The 21,337-nt window shown below is 70.1% G+C and carries 20 protein-coding genes; 14 read left to right on the top strand and 6 right to left on the bottom strand.

Annotation, left to right across the window (positions count from 1 at the left end; genetic code table 11):
• The first annotated feature begins 66 nt into the window (after nucleotides 1-66).
• A complete protein-coding gene (locus tag AB0J16_RS01010; protein ID WP_358533044.1) occupies nucleotides 67-381 on the top strand; it encodes a cupin domain-containing protein in 315 nt (104 codons plus the stop codon).
• A gap of 20 nt (nucleotides 382-401) precedes the next feature.
• Entirely contained in the window at nucleotides 402-845 is a 444-nt protein-coding gene (locus tag AB0J16_RS01005) for a protein-tyrosine phosphatase family protein (RefSeq protein WP_358533041.1), read from the top strand.
• Between the two features lie 9 nt (nucleotides 846-854).
• Here AB0J16_RS01005 and AB0J16_RS01000 read toward each other — a convergent pair whose 3' ends face one another.
• From AB0J16_RS01000 to AB0J16_RS00990, 3 genes are all read right to left on the bottom strand, one after another.
• Nucleotides 855-1,448: a DUF305 domain-containing protein gene (locus AB0J16_RS01000; RefSeq protein ID WP_358533038.1), complete on the bottom strand. Its 594-nt coding sequence runs from the start codon at nucleotides 1,446-1,448 to the stop codon at nucleotides 855-857.
• 111 nt (nucleotides 1,449-1,559) lie between these two features.
• Nucleotides 1,560-2,723 (bottom strand): histidinol-phosphate transaminase, encoded by a 1,164-nt coding sequence (locus tag AB0J16_RS00995; protein ID WP_358533035.1) that lies wholly within the window; start codon nucleotides 2,721-2,723, stop codon nucleotides 1,560-1,562.
• Between the two features lie 115 nt (nucleotides 2,724-2,838).
• Entirely contained in the window at nucleotides 2,839-4,284 is a 1,446-nt protein-coding gene (locus tag AB0J16_RS00990; protein ID WP_358533032.1) for an FG-GAP-like repeat-containing protein, read from the bottom strand.
• Between the two features lie 108 nt (nucleotides 4,285-4,392).
• On the opposite strand from AB0J16_RS00990, the gene AB0J16_RS00985 reads away from it, so the two are divergent.
• The 10 genes from AB0J16_RS00985 to AB0J16_RS00940 are packed head-to-tail and all read left to right on the top strand — an operon-like array spanning nucleotide 4,393 to nucleotide 14,668.
• Nucleotides 4,393-5,160, top strand: coding sequence for a GntR family transcriptional regulator (locus tag AB0J16_RS00985; RefSeq protein ID WP_358533029.1), 768 nt, complete (start codon nucleotides 4,393-4,395; stop codon nucleotides 5,158-5,160).
• A 54-nt stretch (nucleotides 5,161-5,214) separates the two neighbouring features.
• Nucleotides 5,215-6,504 carry a substrate-binding domain-containing protein gene (locus tag AB0J16_RS00980; protein ID WP_358533026.1) on the top strand — a complete coding sequence of 430 codons (1,290 nt, stop codon included), beginning with the start codon at nucleotides 5,215-5,217 and terminating at the stop codon, nucleotides 6,502-6,504.
• A gap of 2 nt (nucleotides 6,505-6,506) precedes the next feature.
• Nucleotides 6,507-7,418 (top strand): sugar ABC transporter permease, encoded by a 912-nt coding sequence (locus AB0J16_RS00975; protein WP_358533023.1) that lies wholly within the window; start codon nucleotides 6,507-6,509, stop codon nucleotides 7,416-7,418.
• Entirely contained in the window at nucleotides 7,415-8,215 is an 801-nt protein-coding gene (locus AB0J16_RS00970; protein ID WP_358533020.1) for a carbohydrate ABC transporter permease, read from the top strand. The genes AB0J16_RS00975 and AB0J16_RS00970 overlap by 4 nt, the downstream gene beginning before the upstream one ends.
• Entirely contained in the window at nucleotides 8,212-10,212 is a 2,001-nt protein-coding gene (locus tag AB0J16_RS00965; RefSeq protein WP_358533017.1) for a hypothetical protein, read from the top strand. The genes AB0J16_RS00970 and AB0J16_RS00965 overlap by 4 nt, the downstream gene beginning before the upstream one ends.
• Entirely contained in the window at nucleotides 10,209-11,063 is an 855-nt protein-coding gene (locus AB0J16_RS00960) for an ROK family protein (protein ID WP_358533015.1), read from the top strand. Before AB0J16_RS00965 ends, AB0J16_RS00960 begins: the two co-directional genes overlap by 4 nt.
• Nucleotides 11,060-11,824, top strand: coding sequence for an SIS domain-containing protein (locus AB0J16_RS00955; RefSeq protein ID WP_358533012.1), 765 nt, complete (start codon nucleotides 11,060-11,062; stop codon nucleotides 11,822-11,824). Before AB0J16_RS00960 ends, AB0J16_RS00955 begins: the two co-directional genes overlap by 4 nt.
• Nucleotides 11,821-12,513: an SDR family oxidoreductase gene (locus AB0J16_RS00950; protein WP_358533010.1), complete on the top strand. Its 693-nt coding sequence runs from the start codon at nucleotides 11,821-11,823 to the stop codon at nucleotides 12,511-12,513. The genes AB0J16_RS00955 and AB0J16_RS00950 overlap by 4 nt, the downstream gene beginning before the upstream one ends.
• A complete protein-coding gene (locus AB0J16_RS00945) occupies nucleotides 12,510-13,727 on the top strand; it encodes an FAD-dependent oxidoreductase (RefSeq protein WP_358533008.1) in 1,218 nt (405 codons plus the stop codon). The genes AB0J16_RS00950 and AB0J16_RS00945 overlap by 4 nt, the downstream gene beginning before the upstream one ends.
• Nucleotides 13,724-14,668: a hypothetical protein gene (locus AB0J16_RS00940; RefSeq protein WP_358533006.1), complete on the top strand. Its 945-nt coding sequence runs from the start codon at nucleotides 13,724-13,726 to the stop codon at nucleotides 14,666-14,668. The genes AB0J16_RS00945 and AB0J16_RS00940 overlap by 4 nt, the downstream gene beginning before the upstream one ends.
• On the opposite strand, the gene AB0J16_RS00935 is transcribed toward AB0J16_RS00940, so the two are convergent.
• Nucleotides 14,665-15,492 (bottom strand): alpha/beta hydrolase, encoded by an 828-nt coding sequence (locus tag AB0J16_RS00935; protein ID WP_358533003.1) that lies wholly within the window; start codon nucleotides 15,490-15,492, stop codon nucleotides 14,665-14,667. The genes AB0J16_RS00940 and AB0J16_RS00935 overlap by 4 nt on opposite strands.
• Before the next feature lie 76 nt (nucleotides 15,493-15,568).
• Between AB0J16_RS00935 and AB0J16_RS00930 the strand changes: the two genes are divergently transcribed.
• A complete protein-coding gene (locus AB0J16_RS00930) occupies nucleotides 15,569-16,867 on the top strand; it encodes a M28 family peptidase (RefSeq protein WP_358533001.1) in 1,299 nt (432 codons plus the stop codon).
• 19 nt (nucleotides 16,868-16,886) lie between these two features.
• On the opposite strand, the gene AB0J16_RS00925 is transcribed toward AB0J16_RS00930, so the two are convergent.
• On the bottom strand, nucleotides 16,887-17,516 hold the full coding sequence (locus AB0J16_RS00925; protein WP_358532998.1) for a helix-turn-helix domain-containing protein: 630 nt from the start codon (nucleotides 17,514-17,516) through the stop codon (nucleotides 16,887-16,889).
• 128 nt (nucleotides 17,517-17,644) lie between these two features.
• On the opposite strand from AB0J16_RS00925, the gene AB0J16_RS00920 reads away from it, so the two are divergent.
• Nucleotides 17,645-18,619 carry a YihY/virulence factor BrkB family protein gene (locus AB0J16_RS00920; protein ID WP_358532995.1) on the top strand — a complete coding sequence of 325 codons (975 nt, stop codon included), beginning with the start codon at nucleotides 17,645-17,647 and terminating at the stop codon, nucleotides 18,617-18,619.
• A gap of 18 nt (nucleotides 18,620-18,637) precedes the next feature.
• Here the strand turns inward: AB0J16_RS00920 and rph are convergent, their stop codons facing one another.
• On the bottom strand, nucleotides 18,638-21,304 hold the full coding sequence (gene rph / locus AB0J16_RS00915; RefSeq protein ID WP_358532992.1) for a rifamycin-inactivating phosphotransferase: 2,667 nt from the start codon (nucleotides 21,302-21,304) through the stop codon (nucleotides 18,638-18,640).
• Nucleotides 21,305-21,337 lie beyond the last annotated feature (33 nt).

The following is a 21,337-nucleotide window of genomic DNA, read 5'->3' as shown; positions in this document are numbered from 1 at the left end:
AAAAGTACTCCATGACGTCTTTTCTGGCACTGGGTGGATGCCCGGCGCGCTAGCCAGGATGGCGGCATGGAAACGGACCGGCAGGCAATGCACATCGACGACGTGGAGCCGGTGGAGGTGGCGCCCGGCATCATCAGGAGGCGGCTCACCGCGACCGGGCTGGCGCGGGGCTGGCTCATCGACTTCGCCCCCGGTACGCAGTGGCCCGAGGTGGACGTACACGAGGGGGAGGAGCGTTACTACGTGCTCAGCGGCGAGGTGATCGAGGGCGAGACGCGGTACAGGGAGGGAAGCTACGTGGTGTTCGCCGCGGGCAGCCGTCACCAGCCGCGGACCGAGACGGGAGCCCGCATGCTCGGTATCAATTTCCTGGTCAGCTGATCAGGGGCAAAAATGGGGGCATGACCGACTCGCAGCTTGTGGGAGCGATCCGCCTCCCCGATGGAACCTATGTTCGCGGCCGTGGCCTGTTGGACGAGCCGCCTACCGGGCCCGCCCCCGACTACGGCCTCTACCTGGGAACCTCGAAGTTGCGGCGGCGTGGCGGGGCCGGGCTGTCGTGGCCGCACGACTGGATCGACTGGCCGGACTTCCTGCTGCCGCGCGACCGCGACGGCGCGGTCGGCCTGATCCGCTCGTTGCACGAGCAGGCCAAGGCCGGTCGCCAGGTGGAGGTGGCCTGCGGACATGGCGTCGGCCGTACCGGCACCGTCATCGCCTGCCTGGCCGTACTGTCCGGGCTGTCGCCGGACGAGGCGATCACCTGGACACGGGAGCACCACAACCGGCGGGCGGTCGAGACCCCGTGGCAGCGCAGGTGGGTGGCACGCTTCCCGGTGGGATGAGCGCCCGGCTCAGAGGCGGTCGACGATCGTCTGGAGCTGGGCGACCTCGTCCCGCTGGTGGGACGCCATGTGCGTGGCCACCTTCTTGACCTTGGGGTCGGCCCCCTCGGCCTCCTGGGTACGGACCATCTCGATCGCGCCGTTGTGGTGCACGATCATGTGCCGGGCGAACAGCTTGTCGAACTTCTTGCCCTTGGCCTTCCTGAGCTGCTCCATGGCCTCCTCGGAGATGAGACCCGGCATCTCATGACCCACATGGCTGGACATCTCGGGCTTGTTCCACGCCGTCAGCCAGCCCTTCATGGTCTGGATCTCCGGCTCCTGGGAGGCCTTGATCTTCTCGGCGAGCTCCGTGACCTCGATGTCGCTCGCGCGGGACGGCGCCAGGCCGGCCATCTCCACCGCCTGCTCGTGGTGCGGGATCATCATCTGCGTGAACATGACGTCGGCGTCGTTGAACACGACCGACGGTGACGCGGCCGACGTGGCGGCGCCGAGCGCGCCGCCCGCTCTGCCGTCCTGGCCAGTCATGTCGTTGCCGCCGCACGCCGTGAGCAGGGCGAGTGTGCCCGTGGCGGCGGTGTAGGAGATCTTGCGTTTCATGCGCACCGCGACGTGGTCCCTTCTCGGTCCAGTCGGCTTACTGGGTAGGGCCGGGTGCCGCGCCCGGGTGGACGGGCGCGGCACCACGAATGTGGGGTTTCCGCCGGTGAGTCAGGCGGACAACGGGTTCACGGCTCGATGGTGCAGGCCGGTGACGGGGATCTCGTGCAGGCTGCCGGAGTACAGATACTGGGTCATGCCGACCAGTAATCGCCGTACGTCCTCCTGCGGCCGGACCACCAGGCGAAGGAACTGGCTGGTCGTGCCCAGTTTGTTGCCGCACTCGCGGACGTACACGCCGTGCTCGGAGAGCAGGTGGTCGCGCAGCGGCACCCCGTCGTGCCCCGGGGGCAGCTTCACCAGCAGGAAGTTGCCCTGCGAGGCGTAGACGGTCAGCTCCGGCATCGCGCTGAGCTGGTGGAACATCGCCCGCCTGTCCTGGCCGAGACGCCTGAGGCTCTCCTGGTACTCGGGCCGGCACTGCTTCATCATGAACACCACGACCTCGGCGAACGAGTTGAGGTTCCACTTGGGCAGCGCGTCGCGTACCTTCCCGGCCAGCGCCGGGTTGGCGACCATGTAGCCGAACCGGATGCCGTGCAACCCGAAGTTCTTGCCCAGGCTGCGGAGCACGATCACGTTGGGCCGGACCGCGGCCTCCGCGGCCACGCCCGGATACGGCTCGGCGTCCACGAACTCGCCGAACGACTCGTCGACGATCACCAGGTCCAGGTCGATGAGCAGGTCGAGCAGGCGCAGGACCTCGTGCTTGGGCAGGTACCCGCCGTCGGGGTTGTTGGGGTTGCAGATCACCGCCACGCGGGAGCCGCGCATGCGTACGAAGCGCACGAAGTCATTGACGTCGAGGCCGAAGTTGTGGTGCTCCATCAGCGGGTACATGTCGACCCGCTTCCCGGTCTCCATCGGCTGGTCGGTCCAGCGGCCGAAGGTGGGGATCGGCACCGCCAGGCTCTCCTTCACCAGCAGGTGGTCGATCCAGGTGATCAGCTCGGTGGATCCGTTTCCCATTGCGACCGTCTTGGGGTGGAGCCCGAGGGTGGAGCAGAGCTCCGCGGTGATCGTGTCCGCGTCGCTCGGATAGAACTTGAGGATCGTCTCCAGGTTCCTCCCGAGATGCTCGAATATTTCCGGGGTCGGGAAGTAAGGGTTACACGGGATGCAGAAGTCCACCGGGGCAAGCTGTCCCGATGATCCGCGCAGCAGTGAGAAGTACGAAGGGCTGTGCGCCTGCGCTCGCAAAAGGCTGAGCTCCACGACACCTCCTGGGGCACGTGTCCGGACGTGAGTAGGTACGCGGGGGTATGGGAGTCGGTTCAGCCGAAACTGATCTTTCGGCCCGCGCCTACGCCGGGGCAGCCCTTCGACGGCCCTATTTGGCGGACCACATTCCCAGGTGGGAGCCCGTGTCGGACGCCTGGATGGCGGCCGGGTCGAACGAGAGGGCACTGTCGGTGGTCAAGCCGCCGGGTGAACCGGGCAGCACCCAAGCCGCGCCAGTCTTCACGACTGTGCCGTCCTCTCCGGGGGCGCCCACGCCGAGATCGGCCCGGCCGTCGCCGTTGAGGTCGCGCAGGCTGACGGAGGCGCCGAACCGGTCCCCGTCCTCGGCGGTCCCCGGAACGCCCGGACTGGCCTGGGTGAACAGTCGTGCCCCGGCCGGGCCGCTCTTGCCGCCTCTGAGCAGCAGCACGGCGCCGCCGCCGGTCTTGCCGGGTACACCCGCGGCGATGTCGGAGTACCCGTCGCCGTCCACGTCCCCGGCGGCCAGGTCGAAGCCGAACTGGTCACCTCGCGCGCCGCTCCCCGGCACGCCGGGGGTGTCCTGGGTGAGAGTGCGGGTACGGCGGCCGGGACCGTCCGGCGAGCCGTACAGGACCTTGATGGTGCCCTTGTCGGCCTTCAGGGTGTCGACGAAGCCGCTGGGGATGACGCGCAGCACCAGGTCGCCGTAGTGGTCGCCGTCGAGGTCGCCCACGGCTCCGGTGGCGGCCGCGTCCAGCCGCCTCGGCCGCCCGGCGAGCCCCTGCGGACCGCCCTTCCAGAACAGGGACGGCTCGGCCGTCTCCTCCCAGGCGTGCGTGGTGACCAGGTCGTCCTTGCCGTCGCCGGTCAGGTCGCCGGCGACCAGCCTGGTCGGCTGCTCGTAGGTCCCGTCAAGGACGACCTTGCGGGCCGGGCGGCCGTCACGCGGGAACGGGCCGTGGAAGACATTCACCAGCCCCCGCTCGCTGGTGGCGGCCAGGTCGTCCTTGCCGTCGCCGTCGAAGTCACCGACCGCCAGCTCCCGGCCCTCGGTCCGGTCGACCAGGTCCGGCGGGACGTCGGTGCGCGGGGGGTCGACCAGCGGAGTGCCCAGCGCCAGCCCGTCCTTGCCGCCCCACAGCAGGGTGACGAACCGCCGGTCCAGCTCGAAGGGGTTGTACGAGCTGACCGCCAGATCGGTGTAGCCGTCGGCGTCGAAGTCACCGGCGGCGGTGCGGGCCCCGAACGCGTCACCGGCCACGGGATCGCCGGCCACGTTGGAGCTGTCGAGGTGCAGGATCCGGCGCCGGGCGGGATCGACGCCACTGGCCGCGCCATACAAGATGGCGGTATATCCGGCTTTGAGGATGTGGCCGACCGTGCCCGCCGGGGCTGAGACCGCGTAGTCCTCGAAGCCGTCACGGTTGAAGTCGACCTTGGCCGCGCTGAAGCCGACCGGGGTGGCGGTGCTCGGCGAGCTCGCGGCGGGCCGGGAGCCGCCCTCGTGGGGCCGGGAGTCGCCGCCGCCCAGCACGAGAGACGCGCAGATCACCGTACACATGACGCCCCGCACAGATCCTCCACCGGCGCTCGACCTCAGCACGATACACAACGAGTGGTTGACACCATCCGGGTCGAGCGGAAAAGATACGGTCGTCCGTACAACTTAGGACGTGAGCGTATGACCGACTGGGAACGCCGGCTGGCCCTCGACCCGTCAGCCGTGGTGCCGCTCTACTACCAACTGCGCGAGCGCCTCAGGGCGGCCATCCGCGACTGCGAGCCCGACACGCCCATCCCCGCCGAGAAGGACCTCATGGCGTACGCGGGCGTGAGCCGGGCGACGGCCCGCCGGGCGATCGGCGACCTGGTGCAGGAGGGCCTGCTGGTGGCCAGGCAGGGCAGCGGCACCTACACCGCGCCGCTGGCCGTGGCCCCCGAGCTGGGCGCGGGCCCGGTCGGCTTCACCGAGACGATGGCGCGGCTCGGCCGCAGGCCGACGACGCAGGTGCTCAAGGCCCATCTGCAGCCGGCGGGCGCCGAGGTCGCCGTGGCGCTCGGTGTCCGGGAGACGGAGCAGGTCGTCTTCGTCGAGCGGCTGCGGCTGCTCGAAGGCGCGCCCTGCATGCTGGAGAGCGCCCACCTGCCCGCCGAGCTGGTGCCCGGCATCCTCGACGAGGATCTGACCGGTTCGCTCTATGACCTGCTGCGGGTGAAGTACGGACTGTCCCCCGCGAGCGGCAGGGAGACGATCGGCGCGGTCAACGCCGACTACCGGCTCGCCCAGCTGCTGCATGTCCCCATGGCCGCAGCCCTGCTCGCGACCGCCCGCAACACGTGCACCGAGAGCGGTGTCGCGCTCGAATACACCATCCGCCACGCGCGCGGCGACTTCGCCGTGTTCTCCGTGGAGCTCAACGACGCCAAGAACGCCCTGATGGGCCAGTAACACCCCCCAAAACAGTCATCTACCTGGACGGCATCGCCGTTCCGGAGGTTGAGCATGTCCATGATGACCCGGCGCAACTTGCTCAAGACCGCCGCGCTGACCACGGCGTCCGGCCTGCTGGCCGCCTGCGGCTCCGCCGATCCGGTGGCCTCGGTGCCCGCCGACGGGGTGCCGCGAGGGAAGATCTCCGTCTGGCTGCACCAGACCAAGGCGTACGACGCGGTGTTCACCCCGCTGTTGCGCAGCTACATGCAGGAGTTCGGCGGTGTCGACATCACCCCGCTCTACGTGCCCGTGGACAAGCTCGACGCCAAGCTGCTGACCGCCTTCGCCGGTGACGTGCCGCCGGACCTGTTCAGGATCGGCGGCTGGACCATCCCGGGTCACGCGCGCAAGGGCCGGCTGGCCCCGATCATCCCCAAGGCCATGGGCGTGGCCGACGAGAAGGCGCTGGTCCAGGACTACGACGAGCACGCGATCAGCTCACTGTCGTACGAGGGCAGGCTCTACGGCGTCCCCACCGACTACACGATCTGCTACCTCTACTACCGCAAGGACAGGTTCGCGGCAGCCGGCCTCGATCCGGACAAGCCGCCCACCACCTGGGAAGAGGTCGCCGAATACAGCAAGCGGCTGACCTCGGCCGACGGCAAGAAGGTGGGCCTGCAGTGGATCCTGGGCAATCCGCAGTGGACGCTGATGCAGCTGCTCGCTCTGGTCAAGGGGAAGGGCGGCACGATACTCAGCCCCGACGCGGGCAAGGCGACGCTGGCCACCGACGCGGGGGTCGAGGCGCTGCGTTACTACGGGAGCCTGGGCAACCCGAAGCTGTCGAGCCCGCTGTCCGGCTTCGGGCTGTTCGCCACCGGTGAGGCGGCCATGCTGGTCTCCGGGCTGTTCGCGATGGACCTGTTCCCCACGCTGAATCCCAAGCTGACCTTCGGCGACGTCTTCGACATCGCCCCGATGCCGCGCTGGGACGCGGGCAAGCCGGTCGCCCCGGCCTACACCTGGGGCTGGGCGGTGGCCAAGCAGTCGAAGCTGCCGTACACCGCCTGGCACTTCGTCGACTACCTCCAGCGCCAAGACGTCGCGGCCAAGCAGCTCAAGGACGCCAGCATCCTCACTCCGGTCAAGGGCTGGGAGAAGTTGTCGGGCGCCGACCAGAAGGCGCTGGACATCATGGCGGACGCGGCCCCGTACGCCGACTTCGGCCCGCAGACGCCGGTGTGGAACGAAATGGCCAAGGCGCTGACCGACGCGGCCGACGCGGTGGCCTTCGGCAAGAAGACGCCCGAGCAGGCGGCGGCGGACTTCGACCAGGCGATGCGGATGACGCTGTGACGATGTCCTTACGACTGGTGCCGCCCGTCACAAAGGTCTCGGGCAAGGGCCAGCGATGGGCGGAGGCGCGCACCGGTGGCCTGCTGGCCCTGCCGGCGGCAGTCTACTTCCTGGTCTTCTGGCTCGTGCCGTTCGTCGCGGCCGTGTATCTCAGCTTCACCAGCTACGACTTCGCCGGGACACCCGAATGGACTGGCCTGGACAACTACCGCAGAATGCTCGGCGACCCCGGCTTCTGGAACTCGGCCCGCGTCACCGCCCTCTACACGATCGGCTCCGTGGTCCCGTCGATCGTGCTCGGCCTGGCGATAGCCGTGCCGCTGAGCAAGCCGGGTCGCTACAACGCCTTCCTCCGCGGGCTGGTCATGATCCCGGCGGCGATGCCGCTGGTGGCCACCTCGATGGTGTGGTCGGTGATCTTCGCCGACAAGGGCCTGGCGAACGCGCTGATCGGGCTCGTCGGGGCCGAGCCGAAGCCGTGGCTGACCGACGAGGGGCTCGCGCTCTGGGCCCTGGTGATCATGACGACATGGAAGCACCTCGGGCTGTTCGTGATCATCCTGACCGCCGGGCTGCAGGGGTTGCCGCTGAGCGTGTTCGAGGCGGCCGCGCTCGACGGCGCAGGTCCGATACGGGTCTTCTACCGCATCACGCTCCCGCTGCTGCGCCGCACGCTGCTGTTCGTGCTGGTCATCGCGGTGGTCGGGGCGATGCAGTCGTTCGTGCCCGCCTTCCTGCTCACCAAGGGTGGCCCGGCCGGCGCCACCGAGGTGCTGCCGCTCTACCTGTGGGCGACCGGCTTCGGGTTCGAGCGCATGGGCTACGCCTCGGCCATCGCGATGGTCCTGCTGGTGGCCATGCTGGCGCTCTCGCTCGTGCAGTTCAGGGTGCTCCGGGGAGGCGATGACGGGTGAAGGTGGTACGCAACACGATCCTGACCCTGGTCGTGGCCGTCCTGCTGCTGCCGGTGTACGCGATGTTCGCGGTCTCCTCCGCGTCGGACGCGACCGATCTCGGCGGGTTCGGCTTCGACGTCTCCCAGCTGGGCGCGCATGTCTCGCAGCTGTTCGACCAGGGCGGCTTCCCGATCTACCTGCGCAACAGCCTGATACTCGCGCTCGGCATCGGTGTCCTCGAAGTGATCTTCTCCTCGGCCGCCGGATACGCGCTCGCGCAGCTCAGGTTCCCCGGCAGCCGGGTGCTGTTCGCGGTCATCGTGGGGACGCTGTCGCTGTCGCCGATCGTGGTGCTCGTGCCGATGTACCTCATCGTCAAGGAGCTGGGCTGGATCAACTCCTACCAGGGGATGATCGTGCCGTTCATGATGAGCGCGTTCGGGGTGTTCCTGGTCCGCCAGTTCGCCCTGGCCCTGCCGCATGAGCTGCTGCTGTCGGCGCGGGTGGACGGCGCGAGCGAGTTGCGGATCTTCCTCCGCATCGGGGTGCCGCTGCTGCGGCCCGCCCTGCTCACGCTCTTCCTGCTGCAGTTCCTCGCGCAGTGGGACAACCTGCTGTGGCCGCTCATCGTGGCCAACGATCCCGGCCTCTGGCCGCTGCCCGTGGGGCTCTCGCAGCTCCAGACGGAGTACGACTTCAGCATCGGCCTGGTCAGCACCGCGGCCCTGATCACGGCGGTGCCGCCGCTGGTGCTGATGTTCCTGCTGCAGCGCTACTACGTGGCGGGGCTGACCCTGGGAGGGGTACGGAAATGAGCGCGTTCGGCACATGGACCACCGCGTACGGGCTGCCCGCCTTCGCCTACACGGCGGACCAGGAGAGCGACCCGCGAGCGGAGTGGGACCCCGTCCTGGACCCGCTCACCCGGCGGCACTTCGTCCATGTCGGGAACCGGCGGATCACGCTGGTCGCGGACAACTACGGGCTCAGCGACCTGTTCGACGAGCACACCGGCCTGCTGTGGCTCACCCGTGGCACGGGGGTGACACGCGTCGGCACCCTTTCCACCGATATTTCGGGATCGGAGCGGGTCTTCGGGCCGACGTTCGCGAGCGTCCGGGTCGCCGACGACCGCGTGGCGCTGGACCGCACGGTGCTGTGCCCCGAGGGCGAGCACCCATGGGTGCTGATCCGGCTGCACGTACGCAACCTGCTCGACGAGCCGGTACGGCTGGAGCTGACCGAGGAGTGGACGGCCGGGGCTGCCAGGGTCGAGCTCATCAACGGCGCGAAGCCGACCGAGGACCCCGGGCTGGAGCTGGAGCTCGTCGGCGGCCCCAGAACCGGGTCCGGCCGCCTGGCCGTACCCCTGGAGCTGGCAGCCGGCGGAGAGCGCCTGCTGGAGCTGAGATACGGGCTGCTGGACGACGAGATGGACGGCAGGGTGGGCGAGGTGACGGGGTCGTTCGCGAGCAGCCTCGCCGCGCTGCGCGAGCGGCTGCCGAGGGCGGTCGCGGCGCGGGCGCCCGAGGCCGAGCGGGAGGTCCCGTGGCACGCGGCGCTGCTGACCGGCGCGGCCTGCGCCGACGGCGTGCTCGGCGGCCACACCCTCGACCAGGGCTCGTGCTACTCCTTCCGGCACGGCTTCAACGGCGCCGCGCGCGACCCGCTCCAGCACGCCCTGCCGCTGGTGTACATCGAGCCGGACCTGGCCCTGTCCGTACTGCGCAACACGTGCGCCTGGGGCGGCCCCGACGGTGATCTGCCTTATGCGCTCGGACCGGACAAGCAGCCATGGACCGACCTCTTCCGGCCCTCGGACCAGAACCTGTGGGCCCTGTGGCTGGCGGCCGAATACCTGAGCGCGACGGGCGACCTGGCGGCCTTCGGCGCCCCCGTGCCGTACCACCCGGTCCACGGGGCCACGCCTGTGTCGCTCGGCGCGAACCTGCGCCGGCAGTTCAGGTTCCTCACCGACGTGGTGGGCCGGGGAGAGCACGGCCACCTGCGGATACTGAACGCCGACTGGAACGACATGGCCATCACCGAGAGCGGGGTGGACCGCGAGGTGATGATCTCCCACGGCGAGTCGGTCCTGAACTCGGCCATGGCCGCCTGGGTCCTGCCCCGCTACGCGGTCCTGGCCGAGCGGCTCGGCGACCACGCGACCGCGGCCGAGGCCCGCAAGCTCGGCGAGGAGCTGCGCGACCTGGTGGCGGGGGAGTGGAACGGCCGGTGGTACCGGCGCGCGTACGGCCCGGGAGCCGTCGTCGGGGAGTCCGACCTGTGGCTGGAGGTGCAGCCTTGGGCGATTCTGTGCGGCGCCGCCCCGCCTGAGCGGACTGTGGAGCTGTTGCACACGATTGAGCGGACCTCCGCCGCCGATTCACCGCTGGGCGCCCGGCTGCGCTGGCCCGACAAGGGCGCATACGGCCCCGGCGGGGTCGGCACGATCTGGTACGCGATCAACATGACGCTGATCTGGGCCGCCGCCGAGCACGCTCCCGAGCTGGGCTGGCAGTGGTGGCGCCGGATGTCCCTGGCCGCCCATGCGGCTGCCTATCCGGAGGTATGGGAAGGCACGCTGTCCGGCCCCGACGCCTATCTGGCGCCCGAGACCGAGCGGCCGGGACGCACCTGGGACCTGGCCGACGTCGGCGTGGCCATGCAGGCCTACCCCGTCGCCAACCTGCACAGCCACTCCCAACCGCTGCTGGCCTACCTGCGGCTGCTCGGCGTCGAGCCGTTCCGCCCGGTCGCGGCGCCCGAGGACGCCGGGTTCGCCTCGCGGGTCCTGAGGGTCGGGCTGTGACGCGGCTCGGGATCGACGTCGGCGGGACGTACACCAAATGGGTGGTTTTGGAGGGCGAGAGGGTGGTCGGCGAGGGCACTGTCCCCACCCCGCCGGACCCCGACGAGACGATGACGTTCGTGGCCTCGCTGGCCGCCCGCCGGGTGGAGAGCATCGGGATCGGGCTGCCCGGCCACGTGGACCGCGACACCGGGACCGCGCTGTTCGTGCCGAACCCGCCCGGCGACTGGGACGGCTATCCGGTCGGCTCGCGGCTGGGCGCCCTGACCGGGGCGCCGGTGACCGTGGTCAACGACGCCCGCGCGTTCGGGCTCGCCGAGCTGCTCCTCGGGGCGGCTCGCGGGCTGCCCGACGTGCTGTTCGCGGTGCTCGGGACCGGAGTGGGCGGGGCGGTGGCGCTGCGCGGCGGGATACTCGTCGGCCCGCGCGACAATCTCGGCGAGATCGGGCACGTCACGGTCTCCCCCTGGGGGCCGGTGTGCTGCTGCGGCAACCGGGGCTGCGTGGAGACGTTCGCCGGCGGGCCGGGCATCGTGCGGGCCTTCGGCTCCGGCTCGCCCAAGGAGGTCGCCGAGGCCGCCAGGACGGGCGACGGGCGGGCGCTGGGCGTGCTGTCCAGGGCCGGCTGGGCGCTCGGCATCGCGCTGGGCGACGCGGCGGCGTTCTTCGGCGTCGGCACGGTGGTCGTGGGCGGCGGGATCTCCGGCGCGCTCGATCTCATGCGATCCGCCCTGGACAAGGAACTTGAGCGGCGACGCCCGCTCATCGGGGAAATCGCGGTGCTACCCGCCGTACTCGGCCCGATGGCCGGGGCGATCGGCGCCGCGCTCTACGGGAGGAGATCTGGATGAAATGGATACGGCGCGCGATGGACCTGCTCGGCGAGATCGAGCGGACACAGGAGGACGCGCTCGCCGCGGCCGCTCGGACGGCCGCCTCGGCCATCGGCGGCGGGGGCGTGGTGCACACGTTCGGGACCGGACATTCGCGGATGGGTGTGGAGGAGATGTTCCCCCGCTACGGCTCCTATCCCGGCTTCCATCCCATCGTGGACCTGTCGACGACGTTCTACACGCAGGTGGCCGGGTCGAACGGGATGCGGCAGGCGATGTTCATCGAGCGGGTAGAAGGGCTCGCCGACGCCATCCTGGCCAACTTCGAGCTGCGGCCGAGCGACGCGGCCATCGTGTTCAGCGTCAGCGGCCTGAACGCCGTGCCGATCGAGATGGCGATGGGGCTGCGCAAGGCGGGACTGCCCGTGGTCGCCGTCACGTCGATGCGGGAGACCACGGCCGTCGAGCCCGGTCACCCCAGCGGGACCCGGCTCGCCGACCACGCCGACGTGGTGATCGACCTGTGCACCCCGGTCGGTGACGCGCTGTGCTCCGTCGACGGGCTGGCCGAGCCGGTCGGTCCTGGCAGCACGCTGGCCGCGGTCTCCGTGGTCAACGAGATCAAGGTCCGTACCGCTGAACTGCTCGTCGCGGGCGGCTGGGTCCCGCCGGTCATCTCCAGCGCCAAGCTCGTCGGCGGCCCGCGCTCGGAGGAGCTGTTCGAGGCCGCCTATCTCGAACACGCCCGCCGCGCCGCCGCCGTGCTCAGGAAACCATGAGCGCCGTACTGGTGGCCGGCTCGGACGGCGGCATCGGCCGGGCCTGCGTGGCGGCGGTGGAGGCCACCGGCGGGGCCGCCTTCGGCGTGGACCTGGCCGGCGGGATCGACATCACCACGCCGGGGCACGCGGAGAAGGCCCTGGCCCAGGCGACGGCCGTACACGGGCAGATCTCCGGCGTCGTGCACGCGGTCGGCATGTCGGGCCGCTCGCTCGGTGACGGCGGCGTGGTCGAGTGCACCGACACGGCGTGGCACGAGGTGCACCGGGTCAACCACGAGTCGGTGTTCCGGCTGCTGCGCGCGGCGATCCCCGCGATGCGGGAGGGCGGGTCGATCGTGGTGATCGGCTCGGCGCTGGGCTCCTCGCTCGACGACGACTTCCGCACCGTGGCCTACGCCTCGGCCAAGGGCGCGCTGATCCCGCTGATCAGGACCGCGGCCCGCGAGGCGGCGCCGCACGGCGTGCGGGTCAACCTGATCTCGGCCGGGCTGGTGGCCACGCCGATGAGCCGCCGCGCCCAGACCTCCGAGGCGATCAAGGCCAAGCTGCCGTCGCTGATGCCGCTCGGCGCCGAGCTGTGCCAGCCGGAGGAGGTCGCCCAGGCCGTGCTGTGGCTGCTGTCGCCGTCGTCCGGACGGACCACGGGCGCGGTCATTCCCGTCGACGGAGGGTGGCACCTGCGATGAACGTCCTGTGGGAAGGCGATGTCGTGGTCGCGGGCGGCGGCAGCGCGGGGTGCGCGGCCGCCGTCGCGGCGGCGCGTGCCGGGGCGTCGTGCCTGCTGGTGGAGTCGGCGGGCTTCCTCGGCGGTACGGGTGCCGCGGTGCTCGACACCTTCTACGGCTTCTACGCCCCCGGCCCCGTCTCGCGGCGGGTCGTCGGCGGCGTCGGCTGGGAGGTGTGCGAGCGGCTCTTCGAGGCCGGGGCCGCCTTCGAGCGGCCCAACACCTATGGCGCGGGCACCGGAGTGACCTACGAGCCCGAGGAACTCAAGCTGGTCTGGGACGAGCTGGTCCCGGACGCGCTCCTGCACGCCAGGGTCTGCGACTTCGTGCCGGGCACCGGCGTCGTCGTGGAGACCGTGGCGGGCCGGTTCCTGGTCAAGGCCCGGGTGGTGATCGACGCCACCGGGGACGCCGAGGTCGCCTGGCGGGCCGGGGCCACCCTCGAACGCCCTGGCATGCGGCTCCAGCCGATGACGGCCACGTTCCGGCTCGGCGGGGTCGATCTGTCCGCCACCAGTACGGCGGAGCTGCACGCGCTGATGGCTGACGCCGACCTGCCGCGGCGCGAGGGGTCCGTGCATCGGACCGTGAACGACGGGATCGTGCACACCAACCTCACGCGGGTGACCGGCCTCGACCCGACCGACCCGGTGGAGCTGGCGGAGGCCGAGCGGGTGGGGCGGCGGCAGGTCCGCGACTATGTCGCCTTCCTGCGGGCGAAGGTCCCGGGGTACGGCTCGGCCGTGCTGCTCAGCACGTCCATACGTATTGGTGTACGGGAGTCACGGCGCCTAGTCGGACGATATGTCCTGACTTCTGATGATGTGTTGGCCGGGAGGGATTTTCCCGACACGATCGCGCGGTGCGGCGCGCCCATCGAGGACCACGACTCGGGGGCCGCCACCCGCTGGGAGTACGTCCACGACTTCGGCACCTACGGCATCCCCTACCGGTGCCTGCTCCCCGTCGAGATCGGCGGGCTGATCGTGGCCGGGCGCTGCCTGTCGGCCACGCACGACGCCCACGCCTCCGCCCGGTCCATGGGGCAGTGCATGGCGATGGGGCAGGCGGCGGGGACGGCCGCGGCGCTGGCCGTACAGGCCGGGGTGGAGCCCGCGGCGGTGGACGTAGAACTGCTGCGCACGCGGCTGCGAGAAGAAGGAGCGCTTCTGTGACCGTCCGTACCGTGCTGGGGGATGTCGAGGAGCTTGGCATCACCTATGCGCACGAGCACCTGTTCATGACCGGTGGCTGGCCGGTACGCAACGAGCCGGACTACCGGCTCGACTCCTTCGACGCGGCCGTGGTGGAGGTGACGGAGGCGCAGCGGCTGGGCCTTTCCGCGGTGGTCGAGATGACGCCGCTCGGGTTCGGCCGCAGTCCGTCCCTGATGAAGGAGCTGGCGGAGCGGACCGGGCTGCACGTGATCGCGGTGACCGGGTTCCACAAGAGCGGTTACTACAGCGACATGCACTGGATGCACCGCTACTCGGTCGACGAGATCACGGAGCTCCTCGTGGCCGAGATCGACCAGGGCATGGACGAGTACGGGCTGGTGGGGCCGCTGGTGCGGCGGTCGTCTGCCCGCGCGGGCGCCATCAAGATCGCCACGTCATATCACTCGTTCGGGCGCGGTGTGGCGCGATTGGTGGGCGCGGTGGCCGCCGCCGCCCGGCGGACGGGGGTGCCGGTCGTCACCCATTGCGACAAGGGCACGATGGGGCACGAGCTGCTCGACGCGCTGGCCTCGGAAGGGGTGGCGGCCGATCGGGTGGTGCTCGGGCACATCGACCACAATCCCGACGCCGGATATCTCGCCTCATTGGCGGAGAGAGGGGCCTATCTGGCCTTTGACCGGCCGGGGCGGGTCAAGTACGGCCCGGACAGCGCGATCGTCACGCTCGTCGCCGAGCTCGCCGAGCGCGGGCTGGGGGATCGGGTGCTGTTCGGGATGGACCTGGCGCGCAGGTCGTACTGGCCGAGCCTGGGCGGCGGGCCCGGCCTGACGTACCTTCTGGAGCGGTTCGTGCCGCGGCTGGAGGCCGCGGGGCTGGGTGAGGTGGCGAAGGCGGCGCTGATCGGCAACCCGCGCGCCGCCTTCGCGCTGCGTCGTTAGGGCAGGTTCTTCTCCACCTGGTTCTGCCAGCCGGCGTTGGTGTTGAGCTCCGGGGTGGTGCCGGCGAAGGCGCCTCTGGCGTAGGTGTCGCCCTGGAGCTGGTACATCAGCCAGGCCGTCACATAACCCAGGAAGCCGCCGCCCGTGCCCTGGATCGTGTTGTGGTCGGCGCCCTTGAGCTGCGCCTTGGCCGCCGCTCCCGGGACCTGGCCGTAGTACGTCTGGAGGGCCGAGTTGGGCGAGATGATGGTGTCGTTGGCGCCGCTTACGAAGAGCACCGGGCAGGCCAACTGGTCGACGTAGAACTTGTCCCCCGAACCCACCCAGATGGGCGCGGGCAGCGCGATGGGGACGACGGTGTCGATCAGGCCGCCGGACTTGGTCGCGGTGTTCACCGAGCCGCCGGCGCCCTGGGAGTGGCCGACCGCGCCGACCTTCGTCACGTCGAGCTTGCCGTAGAAGACGCTGGAGCTGTCGGCGTTCCTGGCGATCAGGTATTGGGCGGCGGCGATCATCTCCGACCCGGTGCCGGTCGTGGTGTCGGTCGAGGCGACCACGGCGAAGCCCCAGGAGGCGAGCTGGTTGAGTAACCCGGAATACTGCGTGGGCACGGCGCCCGTGCCGTTGCCCCAGGTGATGATCGGATGCTTGACACCTCCGGCGCCGAGGTCGGCCGGGTAGTAGAGCTTGTAACCCGGGGCGTCGGCGGTCGTGACCGCCCAGGGGCCCGCGACCTTGTAGTGCGCCTCGATGGTGTCCGCGGCCTGGGCCGGTCTGGCCATGATCCCCAGCAGGACCATGATGACGGCCACGACGAGCTTCATACAGCCTCCACAAAGTTGTACGGATGACCGAAACTGTCGCTTCACAAAGGACCGCTGTCAATGGTTGGATCAGCCCATGGATCACCTGCCTTCCGCCGCCGAGATGCTCGGCTGGATCGAGACCGTCGTGTCCCGGGGCATCCGGCGGCCGGGCTATCCGGCGGACGCGTGGACCGAGCAGTGGCTGGCCGAGCGGCTGACAGAGTTCGGGCTGGAGGTCTCGCTGGAGCCGGTGGAGGTGCCCCGCTGGCAGCCCGGCACCGGGGTGCTGCGGCTCGACGACGGCACGGAGCTGACCGGGTTCCCGCTCCCGCACACCCTGCCGACGGATAGCCTGCGCGCCAGGATCGCGCCGCTCGCCGACGCGCGGCCCGGCGACATCGCGGTGGACGAACTGGCCTTCACCGAGCTGCCGCAGTCGTACGTCAGCACGCTGGCCACGTCGTCCTACGACCCGGAGGGCGTCTTCGACACGCTCGTCCAGACCCTCCCGTTCGGACCGCGGATGATGGAGGTCGTCGAGCCCGCGCTGGAGGCGGGCGCGGCCGGCTTCATCGGGGCGCTGACCGGGCTGCCGTGGGAGACGCGCGACTACTACGTGCCCTATGACGCGATCGAGCGGCCGATTCCCGGTCTGTGGCTGTCGCGGGCCGATGCCCGGCGGCTCCTGGACCGGCTGCCCTGCACGGGTGAGCTGGTCGCCCAGTCGGTCATCGACACGGTGACCACGCACAACGTGGTCGCCACGCTGCCCGGCAATTCGCCGCACACGGTCATCATCGGCTCCCACCACGACGGGCCGTGGGCCTCAGCCGTCGAGGACGCCTCCGGCATCGCGCTCGTCCTGGCCGCCGCGCGTCACTGGGCCGCTGTGCCCGTCTCGGCGCGGCCGCACAACCTGATGTTCCTGCTGACGTCCGGGCACATGGCGCATGCGGCGGGCACTCGGGCGTTCATCGAGCGTCACCGCGCGGCGCTGGCCGATGTGGTGCTTCAGCTGCATCTCGAACACGCGGCGCTGCGCTGCGAGGCCGTGGACGGCGAGCTCGTTCCCACCGCGGACCCCGAGGTCAGGTGGTGGTTCACCAGCCGGATGCCGCGGCTGGAGAAGCTGGTCGCCGAGACGCTGGCGGAGGAGGGCCTGCGGCGGTCCTTCGTGCTGCCGCCCGACGTGTTCTCGCCCATGCCGCCGACCGACGGGGCGTTCTTCCATCCGGAGGGGGTGCCACTCGTGCACTTCCTGTCGGCGCCGATGTACCTGTTCGACTCGGCCGACACGCTCGACAAGATCGACGTGGCGGGGCTGGAGCCGCTGGCCCGCGCGGCCGTGCGCATCGTGGCCGGGACCGCCGGGTGGTCGCCTCAGCTGGGCTGAGTCTCACCCGCACTGAGTCTCAGCCGGGCTGATCCAGGGCGGCCTGGGCTTTGGCGGCGTCCTCCAGGCTGAGCATGGGATGCGAGTAGATGTCGATCAGGGTCTTGGCGAGCAGTTTGTCCCCCTCGGGGCTCAGCACCTCGACGCCCAGGGCCCGGGACATGTGGTGGCGCAGGACGGTCACCGACAGCGCCATCGCGGTGCCCACCGCCGCCCGTGCCTTGCGGGGCACCGGAGAGGGATCGGGCCGGGTCCTGTCGTACTCCTCGATCCACTCCTCGCTCAGCCGTACGAGCTCGTCGAAGACGGCCTCGGCCCGTCCCTCGGCCAGGGCCCGTCCCACATACGGCTGGTGGGGCCCCAGGAGGTTCCGGGCGACGGCCACATAGTTCACGTCACTCGGCATGGTGTCGTTCCGGACCTGGTCGTTGATCCGGCGGATCAACTTGGCCAGATAGTCGTCGCAGGCGTCGCGCAGCGCCTCTTTGGAGCCGAAGTGGTGGCGTACCAGCCCGGAGGACACACCGGCGGTCTCGGCGATGCCCCGGATCGTGGCCCGCTCGAACCCGTGCTCGCCGAAGTGCCGCAGCGCCGCGTCGCGGATCCGGGCGCGGGCGGTGAGGTCTTCGGGGTCGGGTGCGATCGTCACGCTGCCACCTTTTGTATAGCTCGCTGCCTGCACAGAAAGCCTACTATGCGCGCGTATAGCGGTCGTAGGCGTAGGGATGGAAGGCGAGGGTAGCCGCCAGGCCACGACCAGCTGAGGGCGGGAAGATCGTGACGCAGGTAGTCGAAGGGCCGGCGGAGTTGTCCAAGCGCTCCTGGTGGGGAGTGCTCAAGCGGACCGTCAAGGAGTTCAGGGACGACAAGGTCACCGACTGGGCGGCGGCGCTCACCTACTACGCGGTCCTGTCGATCTTCCCGGCGCTGCTCGCGGTCGTCTCGCTGCTCGGCGTGTTCGGCCAGTCGGCCACCCAGCCGCTGGCGGACAACCTGAGCGCGATGGCGCCGGGGCCCGCGCGGCAGATCATCGACACCGCGCTCCAGGCGCTGCAGGAGAGCCCGCGCGCCGCGAGCCTCGCCACCGTCGTCGGCCTGGCCATCGCCCTGTGGTCGGCCTCCGGCTATGTGGGGGCCTTCATGCGGGCTTCGAACGTCATGTACGAGATGCCGGAAGGCCGCCCCGTCTGGAAGACGCTGCCGCTGCGCCTGGCCATCACCGCCGTGCTGGTGGTCCTGATGGCGGCCGGCGCGGTCGCCGTCGTGTTCACCGGCGGGCTCGCCGACCAGGCCGGTCGGCTTCTCGGCATCGGTCAGACCGCCCTGACCGTGTGGGGCATCGCCAAGTGGCCGATCCTGGTCCTCGTCGTGACACTCGTGCTGGCCCTGCTGTACTGGGCGGCGCCCAACGTCGTACAGCCCGGCTTCCGATGGATCACCCCCGGGAGCGTGCTGGCCGTCACGGTGTGGATCGTCGCGTCCGCCGTGTTCGGTTTCTACGTGGCCAACTTCGCCACCTACAGCAAGACCTACGCCGCACTGGCCGGCGTCGTCGTCTTCCTGATCTGGCTGTGGATCACCAACATCGCCGTGCTGCTCGGCGTGGAGTTCGACGCCGAGCTCGCCCGCGAACGCGCCATCGAGGCGGGTCAGTCCCCCGGGCGGGAGCCGTACGTGGAGCCGCGCGACACCACGAAGATCGACGATCCGGACATTGACGGAACCCGTGATCAGGACAACAGCTCCACGTAGCCTTCCCTTTCGGGACGATCAGGACAGCAGCTCCACGTAGCCCTCGCTTCCGTTCACCCGGATGAGCTGCCCGTCCTGGATGCGCTGGGTGGCGCCCTCCACGCCGACGACTGACGGCAGTCCGTACTCCCGCGCGACCACCGCGCCGTGCGTCATCACCCCGCCGACCTCCATGACGACGCCCTTCACCGAGACGAACAGCGCCGACCAGCTCGGGTCGGTGAAGACCGTGACCAGGATGTCGCCCTCCTCCACCTCGGCGTCCTCCATGCTCAGCACGACCCGCGCGCGGCCCTCCACGACGCCGGACGACACCGGGATGCCCGCCAGCGCCCCCTCGGGCCGATCGCCCGCGTCGTACTCGCCGTTGATCACCTCGCCCTCCGAGGTGATCACTCGCGGCGGGGTCAGCTTCTGGTACGTCTCGTGCGCCTCCCGCCGTTCGGTGATCACGGCGTAGTCCAGCCGCCCGCTGTTGACCACCTGCCTGAACTCCTCCAGCGACAGGAAGTAGACGTCCTCCGGCTCCTTGATCACGCCTTGCGCCACCAGCTTCCTGGCCTCGCCCATCAGCGCCTGCTTGTACAGGCCGTAGCGCTGCAGGCACGCGTGCTTGGAGTATTCCCGGTATCCGATGAAGTGGCGCACCAGGCTCATCTGCCGCGCCGCCTTCTTCGCCTTCCGGCCGCCCACCTTGCTTCTCAGCTGGTCCAGGAGGTCGTTCATCGAGCGCTCGGCGTCCGCACGGCCCTGCTCGACGCGGCGCTCGCGCTCGCCGGGCGGGAAGTTCTTGATGTTGCCGAGGATGAGCGGGACGAGCAGCGTCGGGTCCTCGCTCCAGCGCGTCCTGGTGATGTCGATGTCGCCCTGGCAGTGCATGCCGTACTTGTGCAGGTACTCCTCGATGGCCTGGCGCACGACGTCACCGCCGTCGAGGCCGGAGAACCCGGTGAAGAACATGTCGCGCTCGGATCCGCCTTCGCCCGCGCCCCCGCCTTCGTCCGCGCCTCCGCCGAGATAGTCGAGGACGGCCGGGTACTGCCGCACCACGTCGGCGACGTCGAGCAGGTCGAGCCCCATCGCCGCGACGACGTTGTGGTCGGCCGACTGGCCGACGGCGTCGGCGGCGTTCCTCACGCCCAGCCATGCGTTCATGTGCTTGTTGACCCAGTTCACCGACTGGATGCCGAGGAACGCTGACGCCACGCTCCGCGGCTCGAACATGATGTCGGTCAGCTCGCGATGGTCCTCGATGATGAACGCGAACACGTCGTCACCGGACTTGCCGGCGATCGCTTCCCGGAGCCTGGCCACCGACTCCTCGTTCTGCTCGATGAGCTCGGGGACCACACTGGGGTCGTCCTCGCGGGACAGCTTGAGGTATTGGCGGGCCATCGGCAGGGGCCCGCCCTTGCCGAAGTTCATCACCGACGTCTTCCCGTGGGCCAGCGACTTGACGAAGTCCTTCCGGCTGAGCACGGTGCGCAGGGCGTTGGCCATCAGCACGTCGACCTGGCCGAGGCTCTTGATCGTGACCGGCCTGGCCCACGTCGACGAGAGCTCGTTGGACATGTCCTTGTAGAACCGGTTCCCGGCCACTGCCATCTTCGGCCGGCCGAGCCACTCGTCCAGCAGGAGGAAGAACGACAGACCGAGCGGGGTGAACGCGTCGGTCATCATCTGGCGGTGCCCGTAGGAGATGTAGACGTGGTTCTTGCCGTCGTCCGAGGCCGGAACCGGGTACAGCGTGGTGATGGGACGGCTCTGCAGCACGTGGAACACACCGTCAGACAGGCCCCACTCGATGTCCTGCGGCCGGCCGAAGTGGGCCTCGATCCGCCGCCCGAGGGTCTCCAGCTGAAGGATCTGCTCGTCGGCCAGGGTCTGCGCGTTCTGCCGCGCGGCCTCCACCGGCCGCTCCTCCGTGCCACCATCCGCCGAGGCGCGCAACTCCATCGTCTGGACGGAGACGATCTTGTCGATGATCTGCCCCGCCTTGACCCGGTAGGTGTCGGCGTTGACCAGGCCGGAGACCAGCGCCTCGCCCAGGCCGTAGCCCGCGTCGATCGAGACCACCGTCCGGTTGGACGTGACGGGGTCGGCGGTGAACATGATGCCCGCCGCCTCGGGGAAGACCATCCGCTGCACGACCACCGAGACCTGGACCGCACGGTGGTCGAAGCCGCTCTTGATGCGGTACGCCACGGCCCGGTCGGTGAACAGCGAAGCCCAGCACCGCCTGACGTTGTGGACCACCGACTCGGGGCCGCGGACGTTCAGGTAGGTGTCCTGCTGGCCGGCGAAGGAGCTCGACGGCAGGTCCTCGGCGGTGGCACTCGACCGTACGGCACAGGGGACGTCGCCGAGCTCCGCCAGGTGGGTGACGATGTCCCGCTCGATCTCAGCGGGTACGGCCAGCGCCTCGATCGTCGCACGAAGGCGGGCGCAGGCGGCGGCGATAGCCGGGCGGTCGTCGGCCCGCAGACCGGCCAGCCCATCGATCAGCGCGCTGACCGTGGGGTCCTCCTCCACGATCGCCCGATACGCCGCAGTGGTCACGCAGAACCCGTCCGGCACGCGAACGCCGTCAATGCCGGACAGCTCGCCGAGGTTGGCGCCCTTCCCGCCGACCTGGGGGAGCAGGGTCTTGTCGATCTCGTGGAAGCCGAGTACGTAGGCGCTCATCGCTGAATCCCATCTGCCCTCTCGTGTGAAGGG

The organism is Nonomuraea sp. NPDC049750 (assembly GCF_040659625.1).
Lineage (GTDB): Bacteria > Actinomycetota > Actinomycetes > Streptosporangiales > Streptosporangiaceae > Nonomuraea.
Note: the sequence above shows the minus strand (reverse complement) of the source record. Positions and strands in the feature narration are given on the sequence as shown.

Excerpts from the sequence above, each read along its gene's own strand:
- AB0J16_RS01010 (WP_358533044.1), top strand. The coding sequence starts at position 67 with ATGGAAACGGACCGGCAGGCAATGCACATCGACGACGTGGAGCCGGTG.
- AB0J16_RS01005 (WP_358533041.1), top strand. The coding sequence starts at position 402 with ATGACCGACTCGCAGCTTGTGGGAGCGATCCGCCTCCCCGATGGAACC.
- AB0J16_RS01000 (WP_358533038.1), bottom strand. The coding sequence starts at position 1,448 with ATGAAACGCAAGATCTCCTACACCGCCGCCACGGGCACACTCGCCCTG.
- AB0J16_RS00985 (WP_358533029.1), top strand. The coding sequence starts at position 4,393 with ATGACCGACTGGGAACGCCGGCTGGCCCTCGACCCGTCAGCCGTGGTG.
- AB0J16_RS00980 (WP_358533026.1), top strand. The coding sequence starts at position 5,215 with ATGTCCATGATGACCCGGCGCAACTTGCTCAAGACCGCCGCGCTGACC.
- AB0J16_RS00975 (WP_358533023.1), top strand. The coding sequence starts at position 6,507 with ATGTCCTTACGACTGGTGCCGCCCGTCACAAAGGTCTCGGGCAAGGGC.
- AB0J16_RS00965 (WP_358533017.1), top strand. The coding sequence starts at position 8,212 with ATGAGCGCGTTCGGCACATGGACCACCGCGTACGGGCTGCCCGCCTTC.
- AB0J16_RS00955 (WP_358533012.1), top strand. The coding sequence starts at position 11,060 with ATGAAATGGATACGGCGCGCGATGGACCTGCTCGGCGAGATCGAGCGG.
- AB0J16_RS00950 (WP_358533010.1), top strand. The coding sequence starts at position 11,821 with ATGAGCGCCGTACTGGTGGCCGGCTCGGACGGCGGCATCGGCCGGGCC.
- AB0J16_RS00945 (WP_358533008.1), top strand. The coding sequence starts at position 12,510 with ATGAACGTCCTGTGGGAAGGCGATGTCGTGGTCGCGGGCGGCGGCAGC.
- AB0J16_RS00935 (WP_358533003.1), bottom strand. The coding sequence starts at position 15,492 with ATGAAGCTCGTCGTGGCCGTCATCATGGTCCTGCTGGGGATCATGGCC.
- AB0J16_RS00930 (WP_358533001.1), top strand. The coding sequence starts at position 15,569 with ATGGATCACCTGCCTTCCGCCGCCGAGATGCTCGGCTGGATCGAGACC.
- rph (WP_358532992.1), bottom strand. The coding sequence starts at position 21,304 with ATGAGCGCCTACGTACTCGGCTTCCACGAGATCGACAAGACCCTGCTC.